Annotated in this window: 21 protein-coding genes; 10 read left to right on the forward strand and 11 right to left on the reverse strand. The window is 32.1% G+C overall.

Going from position 1 to position 23,894, the window contains the following annotated elements; genetic code table 11:
- Positions 1 to 19 precede the first annotated feature (19 nt).
- The gene (locus tag IW18_RS07465) at positions 20 to 406 is read left to right on the forward strand and encodes a DUF4258 domain-containing protein (RefSeq protein WP_041516972.1); all 387 of its coding nucleotides are present in this window, start codon (positions 20 to 22) and stop codon (positions 404 to 406) included.
- Between the two features lie 152 nt (positions 407 to 558).
- Here IW18_RS07465 and IW18_RS07470 read toward each other — a convergent pair whose 3' ends face one another.
- Positions 559 to 1,227, reverse strand: a complete 669-nt coding sequence (locus tag IW18_RS07470; RefSeq protein WP_041516973.1) for a uracil-DNA glycosylase — start codon at positions 1,225 to 1,227, stop codon at positions 559 to 561.
- A gap of 109 nt (positions 1,228 to 1,336) precedes the next feature.
- Between IW18_RS07470 and IW18_RS07475 the strand changes: the two genes are divergently transcribed.
- Positions 1,337 to 3,502, forward strand: coding sequence for an endonuclease MutS2 (locus tag IW18_RS07475; protein WP_041516974.1), 2,166 nt, complete (start codon positions 1,337 to 1,339; stop codon positions 3,500 to 3,502).
- A gap of 372 nt (positions 3,503 to 3,874) precedes the next feature.
- A complete protein-coding gene (locus IW18_RS07480; protein WP_041516975.1) occupies positions 3,875 to 4,288 on the forward strand; it encodes a thiol-disulfide oxidoreductase DCC family protein in 414 nt (137 codons plus the stop codon).
- Between the two features lie 145 nt (positions 4,289 to 4,433).
- Here the strand turns inward: IW18_RS07480 and ettA are convergent, their stop codons facing one another.
- From ettA to holA, 3 genes are all read right to left on the reverse strand, one after another.
- A complete protein-coding gene (gene ettA / locus IW18_RS07485) occupies positions 4,434 to 6,128 on the reverse strand; it encodes an energy-dependent translational throttle protein EttA (protein ID WP_041516976.1) in 1,695 nt (564 codons plus the stop codon).
- Positions 6,129 to 6,209: 81 nt separating this feature from the next.
- Complete coding sequence (locus IW18_RS07490; protein ID WP_041516977.1) at positions 6,210 to 6,392, reverse strand: CAL67264 family membrane protein; 183 nt, start codon at positions 6,390 to 6,392, stop codon at positions 6,210 to 6,212.
- A 66-nt stretch (positions 6,393 to 6,458) separates the two neighbouring features.
- Positions 6,459 to 7,463: a DNA polymerase III subunit delta gene (gene holA / locus IW18_RS07495; RefSeq protein WP_041516978.1), complete on the reverse strand. Its 1,005-nt coding sequence runs from the start codon at positions 7,461 to 7,463 to the stop codon at positions 6,459 to 6,461.
- 95 nt (positions 7,464 to 7,558) lie between these two features.
- Between holA and IW18_RS07500 the strand changes: the two genes are divergently transcribed.
- From IW18_RS07500 to IW18_RS07510, 3 genes are read left to right on the forward strand one after another with little or no spacing between them, the layout of a single operon-like run.
- Positions 7,559 to 8,005 (forward strand): type I restriction enzyme HsdR N-terminal domain-containing protein, encoded by a 447-nt coding sequence (locus IW18_RS07500; RefSeq protein WP_041516979.1) that lies wholly within the window; start codon positions 7,559 to 7,561, stop codon positions 8,003 to 8,005.
- Between the two features lie 24 nt (positions 8,006 to 8,029).
- On the forward strand, positions 8,030 to 9,049 hold the full coding sequence (locus IW18_RS07505) for a glycosyltransferase family 2 protein (protein WP_041516980.1): 1,020 nt from the start codon (positions 8,030 to 8,032) through the stop codon (positions 9,047 to 9,049).
- A gap of 34 nt (positions 9,050 to 9,083) precedes the next feature.
- Positions 9,084 to 9,917 carry an OmpA/MotB family protein gene (locus tag IW18_RS07510; RefSeq protein ID WP_041516981.1) on the forward strand — a complete coding sequence of 278 codons (834 nt, stop codon included), beginning with the start codon at positions 9,084 to 9,086 and terminating at the stop codon, positions 9,915 to 9,917.
- Between the two features lie 187 nt (positions 9,918 to 10,104).
- Here IW18_RS07510 and IW18_RS07515 read toward each other — a convergent pair whose 3' ends face one another.
- The 3 genes from IW18_RS07515 to IW18_RS07525 all read right to left on the reverse strand — a co-directional run bounded on the left by IW18_RS07515 (position 10,105) and on the right by IW18_RS07525 (position 14,516).
- Entirely contained in the window at positions 10,105 to 10,725 is a 621-nt protein-coding gene (locus IW18_RS07515) for an L-threonylcarbamoyladenylate synthase (protein WP_041516982.1), read from the reverse strand.
- A 235-nt stretch (positions 10,726 to 10,960) separates the two neighbouring features.
- Positions 10,961 to 13,297, reverse strand: a complete 2,337-nt coding sequence (locus IW18_RS07520; RefSeq protein ID WP_041517282.1) for an ATP-dependent helicase — start codon at positions 13,295 to 13,297, stop codon at positions 10,961 to 10,963.
- Between the two features lie 451 nt (positions 13,298 to 13,748).
- Positions 13,749 to 14,516, reverse strand: a complete 768-nt coding sequence (locus IW18_RS07525) for a sulfite exporter TauE/SafE family protein (RefSeq protein WP_041516983.1) — start codon at positions 14,514 to 14,516, stop codon at positions 13,749 to 13,751.
- A 123-nt stretch (positions 14,517 to 14,639) separates the two neighbouring features.
- Here IW18_RS07525 and IW18_RS07530 point away from each other — a divergent pair, with 123 nt between their 5' ends.
- Positions 14,640 to 15,161, forward strand: coding sequence for a DUF7935 family protein (locus tag IW18_RS07530; protein ID WP_041516984.1), 522 nt, complete (start codon positions 14,640 to 14,642; stop codon positions 15,159 to 15,161).
- Positions 15,162 to 15,177: 16 nt separating this feature from the next.
- Here IW18_RS07530 and IW18_RS07535 read toward each other — a convergent pair whose 3' ends face one another.
- From IW18_RS07535 to IW18_RS07545, 3 genes are all read right to left on the reverse strand, one after another.
- Positions 15,178 to 15,615 (reverse strand): hypothetical protein, encoded by a 438-nt coding sequence (locus IW18_RS07535; RefSeq protein ID WP_041516985.1) that lies wholly within the window; start codon positions 15,613 to 15,615, stop codon positions 15,178 to 15,180.
- A gap of 46 nt (positions 15,616 to 15,661) precedes the next feature.
- A complete protein-coding gene (locus tag IW18_RS07540; protein WP_041516986.1) occupies positions 15,662 to 16,561 on the reverse strand; it encodes a patatin-like phospholipase family protein in 900 nt (299 codons plus the stop codon).
- Positions 16,562 to 16,695: 134 nt separating this feature from the next.
- Positions 16,696 to 18,756 (reverse strand): M1 family metallopeptidase, encoded by a 2,061-nt coding sequence (locus IW18_RS07545; RefSeq protein ID WP_041516987.1) that lies wholly within the window; start codon positions 18,754 to 18,756, stop codon positions 16,696 to 16,698.
- Between the two features lie 99 nt (positions 18,757 to 18,855).
- Between IW18_RS07545 and IW18_RS07550 the strand changes: the two genes are divergently transcribed.
- Positions 18,856 to 19,593 (forward strand): Dph6-related ATP pyrophosphatase, encoded by a 738-nt coding sequence (locus IW18_RS07550; RefSeq protein ID WP_089081970.1) that lies wholly within the window; start codon positions 18,856 to 18,858, stop codon positions 19,591 to 19,593.
- Between the two features lie 113 nt (positions 19,594 to 19,706).
- On the opposite strand, the gene IW18_RS07555 is transcribed toward IW18_RS07550, so the two are convergent.
- Positions 19,707 to 20,249: a DUF1697 domain-containing protein gene (locus IW18_RS07555; RefSeq protein WP_041516989.1), complete on the reverse strand. Its 543-nt coding sequence runs from the start codon at positions 20,247 to 20,249 to the stop codon at positions 19,707 to 19,709.
- 216 nt (positions 20,250 to 20,465) lie between these two features.
- Here IW18_RS07555 and recG point away from each other — a divergent pair, with 216 nt between their 5' ends.
- Both recG and IW18_RS07565 read left to right on the forward strand, forming a co-directional pair.
- A complete protein-coding gene (recG, locus tag IW18_RS07560) occupies positions 20,466 to 22,574 on the forward strand; it encodes an ATP-dependent DNA helicase RecG (protein WP_041516990.1) in 2,109 nt (702 codons plus the stop codon).
- A 215-nt stretch (positions 22,575 to 22,789) separates the two neighbouring features.
- Positions 22,790 to 23,848: an efflux RND transporter periplasmic adaptor subunit gene (locus IW18_RS07565; protein ID WP_041516991.1), complete on the forward strand. Its 1,059-nt coding sequence runs from the start codon at positions 22,790 to 22,792 to the stop codon at positions 23,846 to 23,848.
- Positions 23,849 to 23,894: the final 46 nt, after the last annotated feature.

A 23,894-nucleotide genomic window follows, 5' to 3' on the forward strand; every position in this document is an offset into this window, starting at 1 on the left:
TTTGCTAAAAATTTATTTCATGAAGTTCGTACACCGTTTTGCATATTATTTGATTGGTCTTATTATGGGATGCTTTTTTGTAGCCCTTGTTTTTAGTGGAAAAGATACTCGTTGCAACTATTTTCCAAATGCAAGAGTTTTGAATGATTTAAGAACAAAACCTTTTCAATATTCTGATAAAGCAATCCAAACCTTAAACGAAAAATGGGTTGATACAGCTGATATCAAAAACACTTTAACATACGGAGATGTTGATTTTGACCAAAGTAATGTTCCTTTCAAAAAAGGAAAATTATATGTTATTGAAGGAAAAACGACTAAAAATCAAGAAATTATTCTAAAAGTCATCAATTACGAAAAGAAAGCCGTTTTAGAAGAGATTATTAAGAAGCCTACAGATAAATAGTCTGTAAAATAGAGCAGTTTGTCATTTCGACGAAGGAGAAATCTCCACAAGTAACTCCGAAACGAAAACCCAATCTTTGTCGAGCTTCTTGTGGAGATTTCTCCTTCGTCGAAATGACAAAACTGTGAAAAGTTAGCGTGATTGGTGTTTCACTACCACTCAATTTCTTCAATTCCCTTAGATTCTAAAAAAGCATTTGTTTTACTAAAATGTTTGTTGCCAAACCATTTTCCCTGATTAGCACTCATTGGCGAAGGATGACCGGATTCTAAAATACAATGTTTTGAGCGATCAATTTTAAGTCCTTTCTTTTGAGCAAAACTTCCCCATAACAGAAAAACAACATTTTCTTTTTTATCGGAAATTGCCTGAATTACAGCATCTGTAAAAAGATTCCATTTTAAATGTTTATGACTATTTGGATTATCTTTTTGAACCGTTAAAGAAGCATTTAAAAGTAAAACACCTTGTTTTGCCCATTTTTCAAGATTACCAGAAGTTGGCATAAAAATAGTTTCAAGATCCATATTTATTTCCTTGAAAATGTTACGCAACGAAGGTGGGATTTTTACCGTATCATTTACTGAAAAGCTTAAACCATTGGCTTCGCCTTCTCCATGATAAGGATCTTGTCCAATAATTACGACTTTTACATCCTGAAAAGAGCAATTGTTAAAAGCCGAGAAAATCAATTCTGCCGGAGGATAACAAGTATGAGTTTGGTATTCGAGTTTTAAAGCTAACATTAATTCTTTAAAATACGGCTTTTCGATTTCACTTGCCAAAACTTCTTTCCAATCAGAAGAAAGATTAATTTCCATTTTATTTATTTTTTTACAAATTACGCAAAGTTTTTTCCAAAGTACCAATTAATAGTGCTATTTAGTTTTAAAACTTTGTAACTTTGAATTTTACAACTTACGATATATAATGATATCCATTACCGAAAAAACATTACAAGATTTACAATTTCCAACTGTCCTTGAAACTATTTCAGCAGGCTGCAATACAGATATTGGAAAAGAAAAAGCTTTACATATAACTCCTTTTCGAGACAAAGAAACTTTAATGCAAGCTTTAATGCAAACATCAGAGTATGTCTCTTCTTTTCAAAACAATAATGCAATTCCCAATCACGGATTTGACGCTATAACTAATGAAATTAAATTTTTAGCAATTGAAGATAGTTTCTTAGAAGTTGGAAGTTTTAGAAAAATTGCAACACTATCGTCAACATCAAATTTCTTATTGAACTTTCTTAAAAAATTCGATGATTACTATCCTAACTTAAACGCAAGAGCTTCAAAAGTAGAATACACCAAAGACATTGTTACTTTAATTGACGCTATTGTAGACAAATACGGTGAAATTAAAGACAATGCTTCACCAGCTTTACTGAGTATTCGTCAGAATATGAATATCGTTCGCGGTAAAGTAAATCAAAGTTTTGGAGTTGCGCTTACTCACAATAATAGCCTTGGTTATCTAGACGACATCAAAGAAAGTTTTGTTCAAAACCGTAGAGTTCTAGCGGTTTTAGCCATGTATCGCCGTAAAGTAAAAGGTTCGATTTTAGGAAGTTCAAAAACCGGAAGTATTGCCTATATTGAACCGGAAGCAACTTTACAATATTCAAGAGAATTAGCAAATTTAGAATACGAAGAGAAAGAAGAAATTACCAGAATTCTAAAGCAATTATCGAACGCAATTCGTCCTTTCTTGCCTTTACTAATTGAATATCAGGAATTTTTAAGTGATATTGACGTGGTTGCTGGAAAAGCAAAATATGCCAATAGAATAAACGGAATTTTACCAACAATTACGGAGGAAAGAAGATTATTTTTCAGAGAAGCTTATCATCCAATTTTATATTTGAACAATAAGCAAAAGAACGAAATCACTCATCCTCAAACTATTGAATTAAAACAAGATAACCGAATAATTGTTATTTCTGGACCAAATGCCGGAGGAAAAACAATTTCGTTAAAAACGGTTGGTTTATTACAATTAATGCTTCAATCCGGAATGTTGATTCCTGTTCACGAACGAAGCGAAACTTTTTTATTCGACAGAATCTTAACTGATATTGGAGACAATCAATCTATTGAAAATCATTTAAGTACTTATAGTTATCGTTTAAAAAACATGAATTATTTCTTGAAGAAATGCAACAAGAAAACCATGTTTTTAATTGACGAATTTGGTACAGGTTCTGACCCGGAATTAGGTGGAGCTTTGGCAGAAATCTTCCTGGAAGAATTTTATCATCGTGAAGCTTTTGGGATTATCACAACACATTATTCAAATTTGAAAATTCTGGCTAACGAATTGCCTTTTGCCACAAATGCCAATATGATGTTTGATGAAAAATCGTTAGAACCAATGTACAAACTCGCTTTAGGTCAAGCCGGAAGTTCGTTTACTTTTGAGGTTGCATTAAAAAATGGAATTCCGTTTGGTTTAATTAATCGTGCAAAAAAGAAAATTGAAGTTGGAAAAGTTCGATTTGACAAAACTATTGCAACGCTTCAAAAAGAAAGATCCAAACTCGAAAAAACTTCTATCAACCTAAAAGAAGAAGAAACCCGAGCGCGTGAAGAAAGCAAAAAGATGGAAAACATCAATGTAAAAATTAAACAAAAACTGGAGAGCTATCAGGAATTATATGATAGTAACCAAAAGACGATTTACATTGGTCAAAAAATAGAAGATATTTCAGAGAAATATTTTAATAACAAAAACAAAAAAGAACTGATTGGAGAATTTTTGAAAATAATTGAAATTGAAAATTCAAAACGAAAAAAAGCAACTCCAAAAGAAGCCAAAGCTATAGTTGAAAAGAAAAAAGAAGTAATTGCAGAAGTTTCAGTTCAAGTCGAAGAAATTCGAAAAGAGAAAAAAGAAAAGAAACTTAAACCAGTTATCGAAAAACCAAAACCAATTTTAAAAGTTGGTGATCGAGTGAGAATGCTAGACGGAAGATCGGTTGGAAGTATTGATTCTATCGAAAAAAATAAAGCAACAGTAAATTATGGAATCTTTACTTCAAAAGTAAGTTTGGATGAATTGGAATTTGTTGAAGCTGGGAAGAAATAAGTTTTCAGTTTTCGGTCGCGGTTTTCAGTTATAAAAACTGTAAAATTGATCAAAAATTAAAATAAAGCGATTTAAGAATTTGTTTTTAAAAAGATAATCATGAAGATGGATTTTTTTTAAAATTCGCTTAGAAATAAATTATGAAAGTCGTTTTCAATCTATTAAACTTATTATTTTTAAATTTACAATAGATAAAACAAATACTTTTAATTACTGACATTTTTGTCATTTCGAGGAACGAGACTCGAGCGATAGCGAATAGACGAAGTAAATCACACGAGAAACTTTAAAATGTAAATCATCAATCTTTGTCGAGCTACGAGTGTGATTTTCTCGTTCCTCGAAATAACAAAAATTAATTTTAATAAAAAAATGCAAAATCTTCCAAATAATAAAAAAATAATCCTCTTTGACGGCGTTTGCAATTTATGCAATGGCGCAGTTCAGTTTATTATCAAAAATGATAAAAAGGATATTTTTAGATTTGTGGCTTTGCAATCTGAGTTAGGAAAAGAGATTTGCAATTATATTGGAATTGATCAGAATAAAATTGACAGCATAATTTTATACAATCCTGGTGTGGCTTATTATTACAAATCTTCAGCCGTTCTGGAAATTAGCGAAGATTTGGGTGGAATTTACAACTTACTTATTATTTTTAAAATCCTTCCAGAAAAACTTCGAAATTATATTTACGATTACATTGCTAAGAATCGCTATAAGTGGTATGGCAAAAAAGAAAGTTGCATGATTCCTACTCCGGAATTAAAAACTAAGTTTTTGTAAAGTTTCAATTTGTAAAATTCCAATTTTACAAAATATTGTTATCCCTATTTCCTCGAAATAACATAATTTCTCTTTAATAAAAAAATCCCAAATTCAAATCTTTTAAAATTTGGAATTTGGGATTTTTCATTTAAAAGTTATCCGATTAGTTTCTGATTAACTTTTTGTATTTCAAACGTTTTGGAGTTAAATCACCACCTAAACGTTTCTTTTTATTCTCTTCGTATTCTGAGAATCCTCCTTCGAAATAATAAACTTCAGAATCTCCTTCGAATGCTAGAATGTGTGTACAAATTCTATCCAAAAACCATCTGTCGTGAGAAATAACTACTGCACAACCTGCGAAGTTTTCAAGACCTTCTTCAAGTGCACGAAGTGTATTTACATCCAAATCATTCGTAGGCTCATCTAATAAAAGTACGTTTCCTTCTTCTTTCAACGTCATTGCTAAGTGTAAACGGTTGCGCTCACCACCAGAAAGCATAGATACTTTTTTGTTTTGATCACTTCCACCAAAGTTAAAACGGCTTAAGTAAGCACGAGAATTTACTTGACGACCACCCATCATAATTAACTCCTGACCATCTGCAAAATTTTCCCAGATAGATTTATTAGGATCAATATTAGAGTGTGATTGATCTACATAAGCAATTTTTACAGTTTCACCGATAGAAAATTCTCCACTATCTGGCTCCTGCTCTCCCATAATCATTCTAAAAATTGTCGATTTACCAGCACCGTTTGGCCCAATAACTCCAACAATTCCAGCTTGTGGCAAAGTAAAGTTCAAATTATCATACAACAATTTATCTCCAAAAGCTTTGGCAACATTTTTAGCCTCAATAACATTTGTTCCTAAACGTGGACCGTTCGGGATATAAATTTCCAGATTTTCATCTAGTTGTTTTTGATCTTCGTTTAATAATTTGTCGTAATTCTGTAAACGTGCTTTTTGCTTTGTTTGACGACCTTTAGCTCCTTGACGAACCCAGTCCAACTCACGCTCTAAATTTTTACGACGTTTTGATGCTACTTTTTCTTCAAGTGCCATTCTGCTTGATTTTTGATCTAACCAAGAAGAATAATTTCCTTTCCACGGAATACCTTCTCCTCTATCCAATTCAAGAATCCAACCAGCTACATTATCAAGGAAATATCTATCGTGTGTTACAGCGATAACTGTTCCTGCATATTGTGCTAAATGTTGCTCTAACCAAAGTACAGACTCAGCATCTAAGTGGTTGGTAGGCTCATCAAGTAACAATACATCAGGCTGTTGCAATAACAAACGACATAAAGCTACACGACGACGTTCTCCCCCTGAAAGGTTTTTGATTGGCGTATCTCCATCTGGAGTACGCAACGCATCCATAGCGATTTCTAATTTAGTATCGATTTCCCAAGCTCCCAATGCATCGATTTTATCTTGCAGCGCCGCTTGACGATCCATCAATTTATCCATTTTGTCTTGATCTTCGTAGTTTTCCGGAAGACCAAATAAATCATTGATTTTGTTATATTCTTCTAGAACAGCCATAGTTTCGGCAACTCCTTCACGAACAATTTCGATAACTGTTTTTTCGTCATCTAATTGTGGCTCTTGCTCTAAATATCCAACTGTATAACCAGGTGCAAAAACTACATCTCCTTGATAGTTTTTATCTACACCTGCAATAATCTTTAAAAGTGATGATTTACCAGAACCATTTAAACCTAAAATACCAATTTTAGCTCCGTAAAAAAAGCTTAAATAAATATTCTTCAATACTTGTTTGTCGCTGCTTGAGTAGGTTTTACTCAATTTTGACATCGAGAAAATTACTTTCTTATCGTCTGACATTTGTTATAATTTTATTTTATTATTTAATTTTTTATTGACTTTATCCTGCAATCGATTTATCGAAATTGGTATAAAAATAGACTAAACTCTACCTTTTAATGCGTTAAAAACCCAAGCATTAGCTAAAAAACCAACTCCCGTTGCTGCAAACCCCCAACCAGATACATCTCTGTATCTAAAAGCGCCAAGACCTATAAGTAACAATCCCATAAGTATCATTATAAAAGTAGCCCATCCTAAAATGGTATTCTTATTCATTCCCATAATTGTACAGTTATTTTTTAATGTCGTTTAATTTTACGAAATGCAAATATCGTGAATTTTCACGGCTTAATTAAATATTTTATACAGCATTTCCTTTAACAGATCTGACTGCGGTAAAGCATTCGCTCCAACACCTTTACTTTTAACATCGATATCACGCAAAGATCCAACTATCTGACTAACTTTTCTCATTGGATAATTTTTAATAGCTAAATCATATTCCTTTAAAAAGTAAGGATTTACACCAATTGCTGCCGCAACATTTTTTGGATTTTTATCCTTAAGTCCATGATATTTTAAAAGCTGAACAAAAAATCCAAAAACCAATCCTGTAGTCATTACCAATGGATATTCTTTAGGATTATGTGCAAAGTTTTCGGCAATTTTATACGCTTTTAATTGATTGCGTTCTCCAATAGCTTTTCTAAGCTCAAAAACATTATAATCTTTACTAAAACCAATATTCTCTTCAATATGTTGTGGCGTAATTACCGTTCCCTGAGGCAAAATAATTTGTAGTTTTTCGAGTTCATTATTGATTTTACTCAAATCAGTACCTAAAAACTCTACCAACATAGCATTAGCTTTTGGGTCAATTGTGTATTTTTTTCCCGCCAATACACGCTTTATCCAATCACCAACCTGATTTTCGTAAAGCTTTTTACTTTCATAAACAATTCCGTTTTGAGCCAAAAGCTTTGTAACCTTTTTTCGTTTATCAAGTGTTTTATATTTGTAACAAAATACCAATACCGTAGTTTCCATCGGGTTATTGACATATGACTCGATTTTATCGATTGTTCTTGATAAATCCTGTGCTTCTTTTACAATAACAACCTGACGATCAGCCATCATAGGATAGCGCTTGGCCGTTGAAACAATATCCTCAATAGAAACATCTCTACCATACAAAACGGTCTGGTTGAATCCTTTTTCTTCTTCGGCAAGTACATTTTGCTCTATATACTCAGACAATTTATCTATATAATAAGGTTCTTCACCCATTAAAAAATATATTGGCTTTATATTTCCGGCTTTTATATCATTAACAATTTTTACAACTTCGTCCATTTATTTTAGTTTTCAGTGTTCAGTATCACAAAGGAGCTTTAAAAAAATAATTATCTAATTTTCATATTGACTAATTTTCAAATTATATTTGCGCCATGCAGCAATTAAATTTTCCTTCTTATACTTTCCGATTCAAAAATAGCGAAAATAAAGTGTCTATTTTTGATGAAATCAGGAAAAAATTTATCATTCTTACTCCAGAAGAATGGGTCCGTCAGCACGTAGTTCATTATTTAATGAATGAAAAAAAATACCCTAAATCTTTGATTAACGTCGAAAAGGTTTTAACAGTCAATGGATTAAGAAAAAGATATGATGTTGTTGTTTTTAATTCTGATGGTTCTATACATATATTAGTAGAATGTAAAGCACCAGAGGTTAAAATATCACAAGCAACTTTTGATCAAATTGCGCGTTATAATATGACAATGCAGGCACGGTTTTTGAATGTCACAAACGGTCTGAATCACTATTATTGTCAGATGGATTTTGAAAACGAAAAATATGAGTTTTTAAAAGCATTACCGGATTATAAAAAATAATATTAAAATAAATAAAAATTACTTTTGGATAAAATTGCTGTTGTCATTTTAAATTGGAACGGAATTAAACTGTTAGAGCAGTTTTTACCTTCTGTTGTTCAATTTTCTGAAGGAGCTACTATATATGTAGCCGATAATGCGTCGACAGATGATTCTGTAAATTTTGTCAAACAAAACTTCCCCGCTATTAAGATAGTTGAAAACAGCGGAAATCATGGCTTTGCAAAAGGTTATAATGATGCGCTTCAACATATTGATGCTGAAATTTATGCATTAGTAAATTCAGATATTGAAGTAACTCAAGATTGGCTAAAACCAATTTTAGAAACTTTTGAAACTGAAAAACAAACTGCTATTATTCAGCCTAAAATTCTTGATTTTAAAAACAAAGAATATTTTGAATATGCAGGTGCAGCCGGTGGATTTATTGATAAATATGGTTTTCCTTTTTGTCGTGGACGCATTTTTGATACTATTGAGAAAGATAATGGTCAATATAACGACAATTGCGAATTGTTTTGGGCTTCGGGCGCATGTTTCTTTATAAGAAAAGAAGTTTTTCATGAATTACATGGCTTTGATGAGAGTTTCTTTGCTCATCAGGAAGAAATCGATTTATGCTGGCGCGCTGCTAATGAAGGGCATATTATTAAATACAATTCAGAATCAACAGTATATCATGTTGGAGGTGCTACTTTGCAACAAGGAAACCCTAAAAAAACCTTTTTAAATTTTAGAAATTCGCTTTTAATGCTTGTAAAGAATCTACCAAAAAAGGGATTATTTTGGGTCATTTTCTTCAGAATGGTTTTGGACGGTATTGCTGGTATCCGTTTTCTTACACAAGGAAAATTCAGCCATACTTTTGCTATTTTGAAAGCACACTTTTCGTTTTATTGTATATCTTTAAAGTATCTTCGGGACCGAAAAGATTTTCAGATCCAACAATACTACAGTGTAAAAAGTATCGTTTTCTTGTATTACATAAAGAAACAGACCGTATTTAAAGAAATCTTTAACAGTAATCAAAATATTAAAAACTAAATTTGTAATCAACGTTTAATTAAATATAATACCTATGAGAAAAATAGTAATTGCACTATCAGTATTAATGGCCTTAACTTCGTGTGTATCGAAAAAGCAATACGCAGCGTTAGAAGCTAAGAACAAAGAAACCCAAGATTTATTAAACTCTTGCACTGTAAAACTAAATGCTTGTTTAACTGAAAAAGCTGCATTAGCTGCTACAGCAGACAGCTATAAACAACACAATCAAGATTTAATAAGCACTTCTAAAGACTTAACTGTATTAACAACTAAAGGAGCTGAAAATCTTGAGAAATCTTTAGAAAGTTTAAAAGAGAAAGATTTAAAAATATCTAGACTTCAAGATGCATTAACTAAAAAAGACAGTGTTACTTTAGCATTAGTTACAAGCTTAAAAGGTGCTGTTGGGATTAATGATCCAGATATCGAAATCAACGTAGAAAAAGGAGTTGTATTTATTTCTATCGCAGATAAATTATTATTCAAAAGTGGTAGCTATGATGTAACTGATAAAGCTAAAGGTGTTTTGGCTAAAGTTGCAAAAGTAGTAAATGACAAACCAGATTTTGAATGTATGGTTGAAGGGCACACAGATAACGTTCCTTACAAAAGCAACGGAGTTTTGTTAGACAACTGGGATTTAAGTGTTAAACGTTCTACATCTATTGTACGTGTATTAACAAATGACCTTGGTGTTAACCCTGCAAAATTAATCGCAGCTGGTAGAAGTTCTTATGTACCATTAGTAGCTAATGATACTCCAGATGACAGAGCTCGTAACAGAAGAACTCGTATTGTTGTTATGCCAAAAATTGATCAATTCTATGATATGATCGAAAAAGAAATGAAAAAACAAGCGAAATAATCTTCGTTTACATACATTATGATACAGAAAAAGCAGGTCAATAGACCTGCTTTTATGTATCCTTAATTTTTTTAATAACCAATTAAATATAAATCAAGAATAGCATTATTTTTAATCAACTAACTAAATTTAACTAATAATAAAGTTAGCTATTTATTTTAAAAAACGATGTAATTTCAGTATTTTTTTACAAAATATCAATATCTCCTTTTCCTTCTCTCACAATAACAGGCTCAAATTCCGACAAATCAATTATCGTTGATGCAACGTTATCTCCATAACCACCATCAATAACCATATCAACAAGATTTTGCCATTTTTCAAAAATCAATTCGGGATCTGTAGTATATTCAATTACATCATCTTCATCGCGAATCGAAGTCGACACAATAGGATTTCCTAATTGACGTACAATTTCTAAAACTATATTATTATCCGGAACACGAATACCTACAGTGGTTTTCTTCTTGAATTCTTTTGGTAAATTATTGTTTCCAGGCAAAATAAAAGTATAAGGCCCAGGTAAAGCTCTTTTTAAGATTTTAAATGTAGACGTATCGATTTGACGAACGTAATCTGATAAATTGCTCAAATCATGGCAAATGAATGAAAAATTTGCTTTCTCTAACTTCACTCCTTTTATTTTAGCAATCTTTTCTAAAGCTCTCGAATTTGTAATATCACAACCTAAACCATAAACAGTATCTGTTGGATAAATTACTAAACCTCCATTTTGAAGCACTTTTACAACCTTTGCAATTGCAGCTTCACTAGGTTTATCAGGATATATTTTTATGAACTCAGCCATTTTTTTTAGAATAAAGATGTTAGACAATAGAATAAAGACTACTCTTTAATTCTTATATTTTTTTTAAATAAATTAAGATAATTTCAATTGTAAATAGATTTAATTTTAAACTAAAGAAAAATCTAATCTCTAGAAAAACTATGAAAATTTGTTAAGATTAAAAATCAAATCCAGTAATAAAAAATTATTTTTTTCAAAAATCTATTTTCTATCATCTTTCTTTTACACTCTTTTCTTAACCAACAACATCTAATTTAGCAAATCTAAGTAACAATTTCTTGATACCTCCTACTTCAAATTTGATTTCTGCTTTTTTATCTGCCCCAACACCTTCCAGATTAACAACTTCACCTTTTCCAAAACGTTCGTGCATAACAACATTTCCAATAGTTAGCGAATTGTCAAATAAATTTGGCGCCGTACTATTTGGGTTGTTTCCTGCAACCGGTTTTAGTTTACGAATATTCAAATCAGGTTTGGGTTGATTATCGGTAACGTGTTTTGGTGGTGTTGATCCAATTGGCTTTGCTAAGCGTAATTTCGATTTATCAATATCTCCAAAAATATCTCCGTCGATTGGTGATTTATAGCGGTAATTCGTTTCTGCTGGAGTCAGATATTCTAAATATTGTCCATCGATTTCCTCAATAAAACGAGATGGTTCACTATCTGTTAGTTTTCCCCAACGGTAACGTGATTGTGCATAAGTCAAATAAGCATGGTGTTCTGCACGAGTTAAAGCTACGTAAAATAAACGACGCTCTTCTTCTAGTTCGCTTCTGGTACTCATACTCATTGCACTTGGAAACAAATCTTCTTCCATTCCCACTACAAAAACATGTGGAAACTCAAGTCCTTTTGCTAAGTGAATTGTCATTAAAGCTACACGATCTTCATCAGAAGTATCTTTATCTAAATCTGTTGCAAGTGCGACATCTTCCATAAATTCAGATAAAGCTCCTCTTGCACCATCAATTTCTTTTTGTCCTTCAGTAAAATCTTTTAAACCATTTAAAAGCTCTTCGATATTCTGAATTTTTGCCATTCCTTCCGGAGTAGCATCTTTTTTAAGTTCCTGAACTAAACCTGTTTTCTTTGCGACATAATCTGTGATATAAAATGCGTCATGATTTTGATCAATTACCTGAAAATTCTGAATCATAGTAACAAAATCCTTTATTTTGTTCTTTGTTCCAGTATTCAGTTTCAAATCGATTTTATCAATATTTACCATTACTTCCCAAATCGAACGTTTATAGTGATTGGCAGCAATAGTAAGTTTTTCGACAGTTGTATCACCAATTCCACGAGCTGGATAATTAATCACACGAACCAAAGCTTCTTCGTCTTTTGGATTGATTACCAATCGTAAGTAGCATAAAACGTCCTTAATCTCTTTACGTTGGTAAAATGATAATCCACCGTAAATTCGATACGGAATATCTCTTTTACGTAAAGCATCCTCCATGGCACGCGATTGTGCATTGGTACGATATAAAATCGCAAAAGAACCATTGTGCAATTGATTTTGCATCTTTTGCTCAAAAATGGTACTTGCTACAAAACGCCCCTCTTCAGCATCTGTCAAACTACGATGTATTTTAATTTTTGAACCAAAATCATTTGCAGTCCAAACTACTTTATCCAGTTTCGTTTTGTTGTGTTCCATCACAGTATTGGCAGCTTCAACAATATTTCTTGTTGAACGGTAATTTTGCTCTAAACGAAACATAATTACACCTTCATAATCCTTCTGGAAATTTAGAATATTATTGATATTCGCTCCACGGAACGCGTAAATACTTTGCGCATCATCTCCAACCACACAAATATTCTGAAACTTATCAGATAAAGCTCTTACAATTAAATACTGAGAGTGATTTGTATCTTGGTACTCATCAACCATAATGTATCTAAAACGGTTTTGATATTTAGCCAAAATCTCAGGAAAACGAGTCAGTAATTCATTGGTTTTTAATAATAAATCATCAAAATCCATTGCACCTGCTTTAAAGCATCGTTCTACATATTGCTGATAAATATCTCCCAATCTAGGTCTTTTCGCCATTGCATCAGCTTCAACCAATTCAGGATTGTTGAAATACGCTTTTACCGTAATTAAACTATTTTTATAATTAGATATACGTCCTAAAATCTGTTTTGGTTTATAGATATCACGATCTAATTGCATTTCTTTAATGATAGAAGAAATCAATCTAGCCGAATCCTGAGAATCATAAATTGTGAAGTTAGACGGATATCCTAAATGATCTGATTCTGCACGAAGAATACGGGCAAAAATCGAGTGAAAGGTTCCCATCCAAAGATTTTTCGCTTCAGATGCTCCCACAATATCCGAAATCCTGTGCTTCATTTCACGAGCGGCCTTGTTCGTAAACGTAAGCGATAAAATATTGAAAGCGTCAATTCCTTGCGCCATCAAATAAGCAATTCTAATTGTTAAAACACGGGTTTTGCCTGAACCCGCACCAGCAATAATAATCATTGGCCCGTCTTTTTTTAGAACGGGTTGTCGTTGCGCCTCATTGAGCTGGTCAATGTACTTTTGCATGAAATTTTTCTCCATATGATGCAAAAATAAGAATTAATGATTGAAAAAGCTACTAAGATTCGGAGGTTCTGAGATGCTAAGTTTTTTTCTTTTTTGAAGCCAAAAAATAGGCATTTTATTGAACATGGTTTCCCGCTTTCGGCTATATCTCTCCATTTCATTACGAGGATACCGCCTCTATCGGGGCTAGAAATAAATAACTGGCATTTTAAAAATATTCTATCCTCAATAGCCGTTGGTTTTAACCAACGGAATAATTGAACGAACTCTTCGGCTTTAGCCAAACTTTGTGATTTTGGCTAAAGCCATATATATTTAATCTTGAAGACCGTTGGTTAAAACTAACGGCTATTTAATATGTTTTAAAAATTCTTATATGATTTAGAATATTAAAAAAATTATTGACGATATATCTTATAATTTCTTATATCACTTACATCGTTCAAAAAGACTACTTATAGAAAACGTCGTATGCAAATCGTATTAAAGTTCCAATTACCACAACCAAAAAGAAAATACGAATAAACCCATTTCCTTTACTTATTGCTAATTTTGCACCAAGCCAGCCACCAAGACCATTGCTGATTGCCATAGGAATTGCAATTGACCAAATGATTTTTCCTTTAATCATAAACAAACAAATCGAACCAAAATTAGTTGCCAGATTTACCATTTTAGCATTAGCTGAAGCATGTAAAAAGTCAAAACCTAAAAGTGCAATAAACGCAACTACAAAAAAACTACCGGTTCCTGGGCCAATAAATCCGTCATAAAAACCAACAATTATACTTATTACTACTGCATATATTATTTGTGTCGTGGCTGAATGATCTTTTGCAACGTGTTGCCCAAAGTTCTTTTTGGCATATGTATATATAAATAGCAATGACAAAACGACCAACAAAAGTGGTTTCATAAAATCGTTACTTACCATAGTCAATAAAGTCGAACCCAAAAACGCCGATGGAACTGCTAAACACATCATTATTAGAAGCAATTTCCACTGAATCACAACTTTTTTCAAGTATTGAAAAGCAGCAAAAGCTGTTCCGCTAAAAGCTGGTAATTTTAAAGTTCCAATTACAGTAGAAACTGGTAGATTAGGCAACAAAATTAATCCCATTGGAGTCTGAATCAGTCCGCCGCCGCCAACAATAGCATCAATAAATCCTGCAGCAAAAGCAGCCAAGCAAAGAAAAAGTATTACGTATGAATCCATTAAAAGTAAATTTCGATTCTTAAAAAATAAGTTGCAAAAGTAAAGCTTCCGTTTTGTTTATTACCAAAAAATTAAAACGGATTTCTCGACAAAAAGTATATTTTTGTTGAAAAATTTACCCAAATGGATTACACAAGAATTATAGAATTAGCCAGTTATACTTTACCAGCCATTGTTACAGGTTTTGTGGCTTACCGTTTTTTTGAATTACACATTAAAAACAATGATAGAAAACGTGCTTTTTTATTGAATAAAGAATATCAAAAGCAATCTTTACCAATACGTTTACAAGCTTACGAGCGCATGACTTTATTCTTGGAACGTATTAATTTGACAAAATTATTAATTAGAATTTCGCCAATTTCTAATGATAAAAACGATTATGTAAACTTTCTAATCGAACAAATCGAACAGGAATTTGAACATAATTTAACGCAGCAAATTTATATGTCTGACGAATGTTGGACAATCATCACAACAGCAAAAAACTCGACGATACAAATTATAAGAAAAGCCGCTATGAGTGATCGTGTTGATAGCGCTGACAAACTTCGTGAAGTGATTCTAAATGATTTATTAGAAAAACAATCTCCTAGTAATGCCGCTTTGGGATATATTAAGAATGAGGTTGCTGAGCTTTGGTAAAACATTATTTTAGAGTTTATATTATTTTACTTAAAATTGTTTGAGTCCAATTCTCATCTCTTTCAGAAATTATAATGGTTTTAAATCCATATTTTTGACCTTCCATTTCAACTCCAACTGAATCATCTATATGAATATCAATATTAAAAATGGGAGGGAATTTAGAACAATTTACATCCGTTTTATTCATTCTCTTTAGATGTTTCTGTTGATTGATTACAAAATCAACAGGAATTCCATAAGAGTAAAATGTTGTCTTTATTCTTAATTCACTTCGATACGACGTTGTGTAGATATATATTTGATGCTTTTGTTTTTTTATTTCTTTAAATAAATCTATTGTTCCTTTTCTAATACTTTCAACACCTAAAAATCGCTGGAACAAATTAGATTTTTCAAGATCAAATTTATTTTTAGAAATTAAAGTATCATCAAGATCAAAAGATAGTATCATGTAAAATTAGTTTCTTCTGTTTTTAAAATCAATCTAAAATCTAAAATTACCTATTATCACTCATAACTTCAGACTTATTTTGAGCATATTCATAACCTTGTTCCCACCATTCTTTCATCACTTCTTTATTAAAAATAAGGGCATTATCCGTCAATTTAGTTGGTGTGTAATATAAGTTAAGTTTTACATTCTTATTGTTTGCCATTAGTTTTCCTATGGCAATATCATGTTTCTCAACCTGATCTAAAGCAATTCTAAACAAATCAATCATTAACGAAAACGGATTTTTACCAATAACGGTCTTATCCATATTCACCTCAGTTTCTAAAATAATTACGTCTATTTCGGTTGCACCGCGATTAATAGCTTCTCGGATTGGGACTAAACTTGAAAATCCGCCATCGCCGTATTCGCAATTATCTTTTTCGACCAAACTCATAAACGGAACGTAATTACTCGAAATCCATGACCAGTCGCAAAACTCTTCATAAGTACAATCTTTTACTGATTTGTATTCTGCTTCATTTTTAGTAAAATTAGTTACCGTAATTACAACATCGTTTTTTAGTTTTTTAAGCTTATTAAAATCCGAAATTGAAAAATTATTCCGAATATATCTCTTCAATCCTTTGCTTTCACCAAAGGTTCTCTTTCCTTTAAAAAATTGACGTAATACATTGAAGTGATTAATGGTTACAATATCTACTCCATCTTTAATTTTGATTACAAAAGGACAAATATTAAAAATGCTTGCCATCGTAACATTTGTATAAACTGAGTGAATTTTTTTGATATGACCCAATGCTAAATGCGGAATAAGCAAACTTCCTGTAGAAGTTCCTAAGAACAAATCGTATTCGTGATTTTTTTCTTCTATTAGATATTGCGCTACACCACCGGCAAATGCGCCTTTACTTCCTCCACCAGAAATAACCAATGCTCTCATATACTTATTGTAGGTTTTTATTTTTTTTTGTAGAGAGAAAAGAAAATAGAAGTAAGAATAAAGACTTATTTATAATCGTTAATCTTTGCTCTAATTCCTTACATCTTTCTTCTATTCTCTTTATTCTATCCTCTTTATTCTTTCAACAAACGATTCAATTGAAATTGTTCATCGGGGTTCAAATTAGGCAAAATTCTCTCAAACGAAGCACGTAAGTCTGATTTTTTTAATAAAATTCGAATTGTATCTCTACCATATTTTGAAAATTGCCACATATGATGCGTCGTCGCATTTACTAAATTAGACAACACCTGATCGTTAATAATTTTAAAAGCAATTAATTTTTCAAGTGCATTTTGTCGTGTTGTAGCCTCATATTTTGTCGAAGAAAATGCGATCAATTCTGAAACTAAAGCATCTGAATTATCAATGTAATTTGCAGTAGACAATGCTAATGAAAGCCAAAGCGTTCGAAGGTTATAATCATTAAAACCAATCCAATCTTTCGATTTATCTAAATAATCTACTCGATGATCTGGAAAGTTTTTCCATAAATAATACAACGCAATTTCTTGCGTTTGATACGATTTATCATTTAATAAAGTTTCGTATTCCGTTCTAAAATCTTCGGGAATTTTTGCCAGCGAACCTGCAACAGCTTGTCTAACTTGTAAATCGTTTGTGTGCAAAGCAATTAATAATAATTCTTTCTTTGCCTCGTATTTTTCAACTTCTAACTGATTGACAATTGTTTCTTTTACCGAAAAATAAACATCAGATTCTAAAGTCTTTTTAAAAAATTCTTCTTTTTCTGCCAAAGGCGTTTTTTTCAATTTATCAACTTCCAAGCGAACTTGAATAGACTTATTTTTACTCAACAAAGCATTTGCGGTTGGTGTATCAAAAACAGTAGATTCTAACCAGGTTTTCTGAAATTTTTCTAAATCAAAGCCAGATAATTTTCTAATCTCGTCAAAGAAATTTTGAGTATTTACAGTTTGGTATGCATATTTTTTTAGGTAACTTTTAATCGCTTTTTTGAATGCTTTATCTCTAATTGATTCGTGTAAAACAAACAATGCCCAAGCTCCTTTTTCGTAAAAAGTAAGCGAACTGGCTTTTGCATTCAAAACCGGAATCGAATCTGTTCTGGAAGCAAATTTTATCTGTTGGGCTGTATCATATAATTTCGAATAAAAGAAATCATCACCATAAATATCTCTTTCAGCCAAAGCGGCAAAGTAAGTCGCGAAACCTTCCTGAAGCCAATGATGTGTGCTGCTCTCGGCAGTAATTAAATCGCCAAACCAATGATGTGCTAATTCGTGCGCATCGACATTCGTGTAATTACGATCTTCAAAACCAATAGAATCTACAACGTAACGTGTTGCAAAAAGTGTCGATGTTGTATTTTCCATTCCAGCATACAAAAAATCTCGAACCGGAATTTCTCTGTATATTTTCCACGGATATTTTACTCCAATTTCTTTTTCTAAGAAATCAAAAATGCGTTTAGAGTATCGATATGTCGGTTCAAACCGATTGGTATCTTTATTTTCTAAATAGTATTCTAATGGAATTTTCGACTTTGCTTTTAATTCTTTCTTATCATACTTTCCAACAGCAAGCATTAACAAATAAGAGCTCATTGGTTTTTCCATTTCATACTGCCAATAAAACAAGTCTCCAATTGTATTTTTCAGTTTTAAAACACCATTAGAAACCACTTGATATTGTTTATCATACGAAATACCCAAATTAAAAATTACCTTTTCGTTGACATCATCAAAACTCGGAAACCAATTACTTGTATATCTACCCTGTCCTTGCGTCCAAATTTGAACATCTTGATTTTCTATATCTACAAAATACAAAGCTTGTTTTGGTTTAACCAAATATTGAAAAGTCAAATGATTTTCTCCTTTTTCAAAATTATCAATGATTTGCAATTGTTTACCGGAATTAACAAAAACGACGTCTTTATTATTAATTTGAACTTTAGAAAATTCCATGTTTTTGGCATCAATCTTAATAGTATCAATTGGTTTTAAAACCTCAAATTGATAATCGACAGAACCAGAAACCGATTTTTCTTTTACATTTAAAGTCAATTGCCCTGTAACCGATTTAAAATCGACAAATTGAGTTTGTTGCGCAAAAAGACAAGTAGTAAAAAATAGAAAGATGTATTTCATTAAAATAAATTTGAAGGCAAAATTCAAAGTTACAAAGGTTTCAGCAACAAATCGAATGAAATTTGTAAGTTTACCTCAGAAAATTAAAACATCGTGTCAATACCAAACAAAGCTTTATTTAACTGGAGCAGCGGAAAAGATTCTGCTCTGGCTTTATACAAAATTCTACAAAATTCTGATTTTAAAATCGAATGTTTATTAACAAGCGTTAACCAACAATTTCAACGAATATCGATGCATGGTGTTCGTGTTGAACTTCTAGAAGCACAGGCGAAAAGTATTGGTTTACCTTTAAAAATAATGCAGATTCCGGAAATGCCAACAATGGGAATCTACGAAAATGTAATGACCGAAAGCTTGACTGAGTTAAAAAATCAAGGCGTCACACATTCCATTTTTGGAGATATTTTTCTGGAAGATTTACGAAAGTATCGTGAAGATCAATTGGCTAAAATTGGTTTTGAAGGCGTTTTTCCGCTTTGGAAAATTCCCACACAAGATTTAATACAGGAATTTATTTTGCTTGGTTTTAAAACTATTGTCGTTTGTGTAAACGAACGTTATTTAGATAGAAGTTTTGTTGGTCGAATTATCGATCAGGATTTCATTAATGATTTACCAGATGATGTTGATGTTTGCGGAGAAAATGGCGAGTTTCATACTTTCACTTTTGATGGACCAATTTTTTCTAAACCAATCAATTTTGAAATTGGAGAAATTATTTATCGAAAATATGAAAAACCAAAAAATGAAGATTCATCAAATACAGCTTGCGATACAAGCACAAGCGATGCTTTTGATTTTGGATTTTGGTATTGTGATTTGATTACAAAATAGCTTGTCAGGCTGAGCGAAGTCGAAGCCGCTCAATATTTTTTGGCCACGAATTCACGAATTTTTATTTGCTACTATAATGTAAGTAATTCGTGAATTCGTGGCTATTTTTTGTGTTATTCAGCATACATCGCAAGCAAATTCGTAACCGTATTCCAGTTTCTAATTGTTGCGGTTACGTTTAGTTTTTTCTCTATGTATTTTTGGTCAAAACGAGTTTTTCCTGCACCAACGGCATATTTAATAAAAATTCTATTTCCATCAATACTAGCTTCGTCTGGCTTAAACTGACTGATTTTAAGATCATTTATATTCTCGCTTTTAAGTGCAATTGACACAAAAGCTACATACAGTTTTTTAGTATCTATTTCTTTCTCTTTCAAAAATGGACTGTTTTTAAAACACAATTCCAAATCATCTTTTGTAATAACAATAGTTGGAACTTCGTGTCCAAAAACCTTAAAAATTTCCTGCTTGATCATGAAACCAACTTTCGACGCGCTTTCTTCATCTGTATCAACAAAAACATTTCCAGATTGAAGATAGGTTCTCACATTTTGAAAACCAATATTTTCCAACATCGTTTTCAAGGCTTCCATTTTCATCATATTGTGGCCAGAAACATTGATTCCTCGTAAAAGAGCTAAATGTGTTATCATTTTTTAAAATTTTATGCCTCAAAGATATTATTTTCTGAACTTTAAATTCTCTCATTTTCAAAATTCCTAATTAAAATCTATCTTCGCTTTTTGAAAGAGAAAAGAAATAAGAATAAAGAAAACAGACTAAAATGAATCTAAATTTTCCTTATTCTATTCTCTTTATTCTATTTTCTATTAATCTAAGAAGTCTAAAATCTAAGGATCTAAAAAATAATGTCTAATAATCTCCTTGAAACTCCCATTGAATACTTAAAAGGTGTTGGCCCAAGTCGCGGTCAATTGCTTCGTAAGGAATTGGGTATTCATAAATACAGAGATTTAGTCAATTTTTTTCCAAACAGATATATTGACAGAACGCGATATTATAAAATCAACCAACTTCAAAACACAGGAGCTGAAGTTCAAATTATTGGTAAAATCATCAACATAAAAACTGTTGAATTTGCTAAAAACAAAAAACGATTGGTTGCCACTTTCGTGGATGATACAGGACAAATAGACTTAAATTGGTTTCAAGGACATAAATGGATTCGCGAGAGTTTAAAGCTGAATGAGGTTTGTGTGATTTTTGGAAAATGCTCACTTTACGGAAGCCAATTTAGTATGGCGCATCCGGAAATCGAATTGTTAAGCGAACACGAAAAAAGCCTGCGATCTGCAATGCAACCCGTTTATCCTTCGACAGAAACATTGACCAATAGAGGAATTTCGAACAGGACTATTAATAAGTTAATGGAGCAATTGTTTCTTGAAACTCAGGCTTTGTTTACCGAAACCTTTCCTCCTTATTTAATTGAAGAATTAAAACTGATTTCGAAAAGAGCCGCTTTATTCAACATACATTTTCCTAAAAGTACAGATGTTTTAGCAAAAGCCCAGTTTCGATTAAAATTTGAAGAATTGTTCTTCATTCAATTACAATTGATAACTAAAAACCTGATTCGTAAACACAAAATAAAAGGGCATCCGTTTACAAAAGTAGGCGAACTTTTTAATGAATTTTATCAGAATCATTTGCCTTTTAAGCTAACCAACGCTCAAAAAAGAGTAATCAAAGAGATTCGTTCAGATATGGGAAGTAATGCCCAAATGAATCGACTATTGCAAGGAGATGTTGGCTCAGGAAAAACGATTGTCGCCTTTATGAGTATGCTTTTGGCAATAGATAATGGTTTTCAGGCTTGTTTAATGGCACCAACAGAAATTCTTGCCAATCAGCATTTTATCGGTTTATCAGAACTGGCACAAACCTTAAATCTTAATATAAAAATTCTAACAGGTTCTACCAAAATCGCAGCCCGAAGAATTATTCACGAAGAACTCGAAAACGGAAGTTTACATATCTTAATTGGTACACACGCATTATTGGAAGATAAAGTCAAATTTCAGAATTTAGGTTTGGCCGTTATTGACGAACAACATCGTTTTGGTGTTGAACAAAGATCAAAATTGTGGAAGAAAAATGAAATTCCACCGCACGTTTTGGTAATGACTGCTACTCCAATTCCAAGAACTTTAGCCATGAGTTTATACGGTGATTTAGACATTTCTGTAATAGACGAATTGCCTCCTGGAAGAAAACCAATTCAAACAGTACATCGTTTTGACAGTAACAGATTGAAAGTTTGGAAATTTCTTCGAGATGAAATTGCTCTTGGAAGACAAATTTATATTGTTTATCCTTTAATTCAGGAATCTGAAAAAATGGATTACAAAGATTTAATGGACGGTTATGAGAGTATTTCTCGTGATTTTCCGTTGCCCCAATATTCGATTTCTATTTTGCATGGAAAAATGAAACCTGCTGAGAAAGATGCCGAAATGAAACGTTTCTCCGAAGGAAAAACAAACATTATGGTGGCTACAACGGTAATTGAAGTTGGTGTAAATGTTCCCAATGCCAGTGTAATGATTATTGAAAGTGCAGAACGTTTTGGTTTATCGCAACTGCATCAGCTTCGTGGTCGTGTTGGTCGTGGCGCCGAGCAAAGTTATTGCATATTAATGACAAGCCATAAATTAAGCGACGATAGTAAAACCCGAATGGGAACTATGGTACAAACCAATGATGGTTTTGAAATTGCCGAAGTCGACCTTAAACTTCGTGGTCCCGGCGATTTAATGGGAACACAACAAAGCGGTGTTTTAAACCTTCAGATTGCAGATATTGTACGTGACCGAGATATTCTGGGTTTAGCCCGAAACTATGCTATGAAAATTTTAAAAGAAGATGGTCCATTACAAAAACCAGAACATGCAGTTCTAAAAGCTGTTTTTATCGAATTAACAAAAAAGAAAAACATCTGGAATTATATTAGCTAAATTTGATCTATAAAAGCCAAAAATTGCAACATTGCAAAGTTTTTTTCTACTCCACATTAAACCATCGTAAACAAAATCAATCTAACCAAAGTCCTAATTTAAAACTTGTACGTACAAATGTTAAATTAAAGGCTTAGCTCTTTCGATTTCGCTTCAAAAAGTTAAATTTGTGAGCTTACTAAATATATACCCAAAAATACATTTACCTCAATTTTATGAAAGTAAAAAACCTAGTTTACGCCCTATTAATCATTGTAATAGGAGGATTTATTGCCTACAGAGTCGTATCGAATAAAAATAAAAACGACGAATCTAAAAAATCTGGAGACAAAGGAGCTCCAATAACTGTTAACGGAATTATTGTAAAAACTTCTACTTTTGACAATAATCTATCTTTAACAGGATCTATTGAAGCAAACGAACAAGTAGAAATTCATAGCGAAGTTTCAGGAATTGTTGAAGGAATTTACTTTAATGAGGGCAGTAATGTAAACAAAGGTCAAGTACTTTTTAAAGTAAATGATATTGAATTAAAAGCACAACTAAGACAAGCTACAACAAGAGAAGGTTTGGCTGCTGAAAACGAAAGAAGAGCCAAATTACTACTTCAGAAAGAAGCTATTAGTCAGGAAGAATTTGATGTTGCAAAAGCAGATCACGCATCAGCACAAGCACAAAGTCAATTAATAAGAGCTCAAATCGCAAAAACATCTGTAAAAGCACCTTTTTCAGGAAAAATTGGTTTGCGTTCTATTTCGCCCGGAACCTATATTACCCCAACAGTTGTGGTAGCAAAATTAGTAAACACAGGAAAATTAAAAATTACTTTTTCTATTCCCGAAAAATATGCTTCGCAAGTAAAAACGGGTTCAACTATAGAATTTACTGTTTCTGGTTCAACCAAAGTTTACACAGCAAAAATATATGCTATAGAACCTGAAGTTGCCGTTGCAACGCGTACTTTACAAATTCGTGCAATTGCAGATAATACTGACGGAAAACTATTTCCAGGAACTTTTGCTGATATAAAATTACCTTTAAACATTATTAAAGACGCGATTGTTATACCAACAGAAGCTATAGTTCCGGTTCAGGGTGGTAAAAAAGTTTTTATTTCTGATATGGGTAAAGCTAAGGAAGTTATGGTTGATGCTACCACTAGAACAGATGCTTCGATATTAGTTTTATCGGGTTTAAAAGCTGGCGATACTTTAATAACAAGTGGTGTTATGTCTTTAAAAAACGAAGCTCCTGTAAAAGTTAAAGTAAAATAAGTTTTGAATTAGGAGTTATGAATTAGGAGTTAGAAAAATCTATATT

The sequence above is a fragment of the Flavobacterium hibernum genome, assembly GCF_000832125.1.
Classification (GTDB): Bacteria; Bacteroidota; Bacteroidia; order Flavobacteriales; family Flavobacteriaceae; genus Flavobacterium; species Flavobacterium hibernum.

What these genes read in the sequence shown, in the direction of transcription:
- IW18_RS07465 (WP_041516972.1), top strand. Translation starts at nt 20, where the DNA reads ATGAAGTTCGTACACCGTTTTGCATATTATTTGATTGGTCTTATTATG.
- IW18_RS07470 (WP_041516973.1), bottom strand. Translation starts at nt 1,227, where the DNA reads ATGGAAATTAATCTTTCTTCTGATTGGAAAGAAGTTTTGGCAAGTGAA.
- IW18_RS07475 (WP_041516974.1), top strand. Translation starts at nt 1,337, where the DNA reads ATGATATCCATTACCGAAAAAACATTACAAGATTTACAATTTCCAACT.
- IW18_RS07480 (WP_041516975.1), top strand. Translation starts at nt 3,875, where the DNA reads ATGCAAAATCTTCCAAATAATAAAAAAATAATCCTCTTTGACGGCGTT.
- ettA (WP_041516976.1), bottom strand. Translation starts at nt 6,128, where the DNA reads ATGTCAGACGATAAGAAAGTAATTTTCTCGATGTCAAAATTGAGTAAA.
- IW18_RS07490 (WP_041516977.1), bottom strand. Translation starts at nt 6,392, where the DNA reads ATGGGAATGAATAAGAATACCATTTTAGGATGGGCTACTTTTATAATG.
- holA (WP_041516978.1), bottom strand. Translation starts at nt 7,463, where the DNA reads ATGGACGAAGTTGTAAAAATTGTTAATGATATAAAAGCCGGAAATATA.
- IW18_RS07500 (WP_041516979.1), top strand. Translation starts at nt 7,559, where the DNA reads ATGCAGCAATTAAATTTTCCTTCTTATACTTTCCGATTCAAAAATAGC.
- IW18_RS07510 (WP_041516981.1), top strand. Translation starts at nt 9,084, where the DNA reads ATGAGAAAAATAGTAATTGCACTATCAGTATTAATGGCCTTAACTTCG.
- IW18_RS07515 (WP_041516982.1), bottom strand. Translation starts at nt 10,725, where the DNA reads ATGGCTGAGTTCATAAAAATATATCCTGATAAACCTAGTGAAGCTGCA.
- IW18_RS07520 (WP_041517282.1), bottom strand. Translation starts at nt 13,297, where the DNA reads ATGCAAAAGTACATTGACCAGCTCAATGAGGCGCAACGACAACCCGTT.
- IW18_RS07525 (WP_041516983.1), bottom strand. Translation starts at nt 14,516, where the DNA reads ATGGATTCATACGTAATACTTTTTCTTTGCTTGGCTGCTTTTGCTGCA.
- IW18_RS07530 (WP_041516984.1), top strand. Translation starts at nt 14,640, where the DNA reads ATGGATTACACAAGAATTATAGAATTAGCCAGTTATACTTTACCAGCC.
- IW18_RS07535 (WP_041516985.1), bottom strand. Translation starts at nt 15,615, where the DNA reads ATGATACTATCTTTTGATCTTGATGATACTTTAATTTCTAAAAATAAA.
- IW18_RS07540 (WP_041516986.1), bottom strand. Translation starts at nt 16,561, where the DNA reads ATGAGAGCATTGGTTATTTCTGGTGGAGGAAGTAAAGGCGCATTTGCC.
- IW18_RS07545 (WP_041516987.1), bottom strand. Translation starts at nt 18,756, where the DNA reads ATGAAATACATCTTTCTATTTTTTACTACTTGTCTTTTTGCGCAACAA.
- IW18_RS07555 (WP_041516989.1), bottom strand. Translation starts at nt 20,249, where the DNA reads ATGATAACACATTTAGCTCTTTTACGAGGAATCAATGTTTCTGGCCAC.
- recG (WP_041516990.1), top strand. Translation starts at nt 20,466, where the DNA reads ATGTCTAATAATCTCCTTGAAACTCCCATTGAATACTTAAAAGGTGTT.
- IW18_RS07565 (WP_041516991.1), top strand. Translation starts at nt 22,790, where the DNA reads ATGAAAGTAAAAAACCTAGTTTACGCCCTATTAATCATTGTAATAGGA.